We start from the raw sequence: 3,349 nt of genomic DNA on the forward strand, positions 1-3,349 counted from the left end.
GACAGGAGCAGCAAAGTCAATTCGCTCCGCATACTGTACGATTTCTTAACGGGATTAATTCGGGAGCAACTACTACCTCGTCGGTGTATGATAGATACTGACTGATCTTCTCTAACGTATATGAGCCTAGCATGTGCTGTTCCTCAGTTGATAGATCCAAGATCGGATTCTGTCTAAGCATACGGATTCCAGCAACTCCCTTCCACTGTTCAATTCAAGAAAGATGTTCCAATTAAATAATAGCTTACCGACCAAGACGACAATTGAACAGGTACAGTTTTTCAGCTCGCTATGAGGTCAAGCCATTTCTCCCCCTATTATACATACCGTCCTTCCATTTACATCGTATTTTGAATATGAGCGCAAGAATTCGAAATCTCAACTCAAAAAACCGCCCCTATTACCTAGAGGCGGTGTCTATTGCTTCCTTACTTTCTCATTTACTCAGGCAATCGGTATACAGCAAAAGGTTCACCATAACGATATCGACGGCTTATTTCATCCAATCGGTTCAACTGTTCTTCTTTAAGTTCGACATTGACACTCGTTATATTGTCCTCTAACTGCTCCACCTTCGTCGCCCCTACAATGACTGTCGATACACAAGGCTGGTGCGTGAGCCAAGCTAATGACAACGAGCTTGGGCTACAGCCAATATCCGTTGCCAATTCGCTCACCTGTTCACTTAACGCAAACCGTTCTTCATTGAAGAACTTGTAGAAATTCGGATCCGTATCTGCTCGTGAGCCAGCTGGCTTCTGATCGCCCTCACGATATTTCCCTGTCAGAATTCCTCCTGCAAGTGGATAATATGGGATGATTCCCACCCCTTGATCCTGACATAACGGAACCAGTTCCAGTTCTGGCGTTCGATCAGCCAGTGAATAGCTGGTTTGCATGGACACATAACGATTTAGACCAAGCCGTTCACTGATGCCAATCGCCTTCATCAGCTCCCAAGCAGCGTAATTAGACGCTCCGATATACCGCACTTTGCCTGAACGTATCATATCATCAAGCGTCCGAAGCGTCTCCTCAAGTGGAGTATACGGATCAAATGTATGTATTTGATACAGGTCAATATAATCGGTATTCAGCCGCTTCAAGCTATTGTCTAATTCCTGCTGCAAATGAAAGCGAGATGAGCCGCGCTCGTTCGGCCCCTGACCTCGAATTAATCCAGCCTTCGTTGTCAGCACGACATTGTGTCGTTTGCCTGTCAGTGCCTCACCTATGATGCGTTCTGATTCTGAACCAGCATAAATATTAGCCGTATCAATAAAGTTAATGCCATATTCCAACGCTTGATGAATAATTCGAGTCGAAGCCTGCTTGTCAGCCCGCTTGCCGAAAGCATTTGTTCCTAATCCAAGCACAGACACCTTCAATCCACTATTGCCAAGACGACGATATTGCATGAAGATCAACTCCTTGCTTTCCTTATTTACAGCAGTAATTATATCACAAGCTAACCCCTTGATTTGAATGAAGTATCAAAGATGAGTGCCTGCCTTACGATTCCTCTTCCGCGTACATAAAGAAGAACTCATGCAAGCATGAGTTCTCAACAACAATATAGAATCCAGAATCTGTTATGGATTACAAGACAATTATACGAATGGAAAAAGCGTCGGACATTGCATCGGAACACTGATGCTGCATGACTCCGGTATCGGGATTAATGCCCTAGGTTGACAGAATGTCGCTTCAACCATCAGCGGAATTGTAAATTTCACGACAAGTTCTAAACACCAATCCAATTGCAGCTCAATCGTTAAGCTGTCAGTAATTCGTGCAGCACAATGGATATCGAATATTTGAGAAGTAATGTTGGATTCATCTAATGGGAGCGGTAAGCAGAGTGATACTTTCTCGTTATTCTTGACTAATAGTGTAAACGTGCATGTTTCTCCTGTCCCACTATCTGTTAACGTAATCGTTACTTCTGCAGAGCACGTAGTCAGTACAATAGCTGCTTGCGATCCGATAATGGGCAGCGGCAGCCGCTTTACAACCGTGATGCTGCATTCTCCCGTAGCTGGCACTGCATTGCAGCTCACGAGCACTTGCCGACCGCCAGCAATTGCTTGTTCTACGAAAGCCCTGCAGTTTTCGGGAATAGACTCTTCCACGATAAAATCACTCCGAGTGACAACCCAATCGAACAGTTTGCTGACAGAAATGCACTCTAAAGGACGAACAACTAACGTCGTAATCGTAGCTGTAACAGGAGGCGTATTATCCGCCTGAGCGGTAGCCGTGTTGGTAACCACCCCTTCTAACAAAGGAATGACTGTAATGATAATCGTCTGTTCTTGTTGACCCTCCAATGTGCCCAAGAGACAAGTAACGGTCTGCCCGGATACAGAGCAAGTGTCTCCTTCAGATTGAACACTGACAAATTCAACCGTAGGAGGAATGACATCACGTACGATTACATTCGTTAGAGGAAGTTCTCCGAGATTTGCAACACTGATCGTATATTGCAACAGGCTGCCAACAAGCACAGGGTTGCTTGAAGCTTGCTTCGAAATTGCGAGCGGCTGTAATACCGTAATGCTTGCGGTTGCTGTTTCAGAGTCTTCAACATTATCAGCGGTCACCACTGCTGTGTTCGTTAATGTTCCTGTTACAGCCGTAATTGCTTCGATCGTAATCATAGCGCACGTTCCAGGGGCAATGACACCGAAAGATGCTATAATCGTTGGCCCAATCTGCGTGAATGTGCCTTCAGATACTTGGATACCAGTGACTTCAACGCCTCCAGGTAATGTGTCCACCGCAACCACATTTGTGGCCGCCGTTTCTCCCATGTTGCACACCGTCACTTGAAAGATGACTTCATTCCCAAGGGTTACGAGATTCGGCTCGGCAAGCTTCTCAATGGTTAAAAAAGCAGGTGGAAGCGCGTTGACCGTCGTCTCAATTGTGGATGATACTGGTGGCGTTTGATTAGATGTCGCTGTAGCTGTATTTGTTACGATGCCTGGAGCTGTAGGAATAACGGTTATCGTGATGATTTCAGACTGACCAGGATCAAGATCACCAATCAATGCTGTCACGGTGCCAGCCACCTCAGTTACGGTTCCTTGCGTAGTTTCGGCAGATACGAAGACGAGACCAGGCGGCAGCACATCCACCACTTCTACTCCGGTTAATAATCCCTCCGTTTCGTTGGAGACAACTATTGTATAGTTGAGCTCTTCACCGACAGTAGCGGGATCTGGTCCTGCGAACTTCGATATCAATAACTCAAGTATCGGCTGTTCGATTACTAGCGTTTCTGTTGTAGCGGATTGCGGTCTCGGTCTGATCTGAAAAACGTCGTTGCCGTGTTCAAGACTGTACC

The 3,349-nt window shown here is 45.8% G+C and carries 2 protein-coding genes; both read right to left on the reverse strand.

Translation table 11 applies throughout. The features are described 5' to 3' along the window. Positions 1–440: 440 nt before the first annotated feature. Positions 441–1,418, reverse strand: a complete 978-nt coding sequence (locus AZ66_RS28000; protein ID WP_044357922.1) for an aldo/keto reductase — start codon at positions 1,416–1,418, stop codon at positions 441–443. A gap of 192 nt (positions 1,419–1,610) precedes the next feature. After that, positions 1,611–3,349, reverse strand: a 1,739-nt coding sequence (locus AZ66_RS28005) for a DUF11 domain-containing protein (protein ID WP_044357924.1), incomplete at its 5' end; no start/stop codon positions are given.

It is taken from the genome of Paenibacillus sp. E194, assembly GCF_000935845.1.
GTDB lineage: Bacteria > Bacillota > Bacilli > Paenibacillales > Paenibacillaceae > Paenibacillus_B > Paenibacillus_B alvei_B.

Bases quoted from the DNA above. Each gene is read 5' to 3' on its own strand.
- AZ66_RS28000 (WP_044357922.1), bottom strand. From the start codon at position 1,418: ATGCAATATCGTCGTCTTGGCAATAGTGGATTGAAGGTGTCTGTGCTT.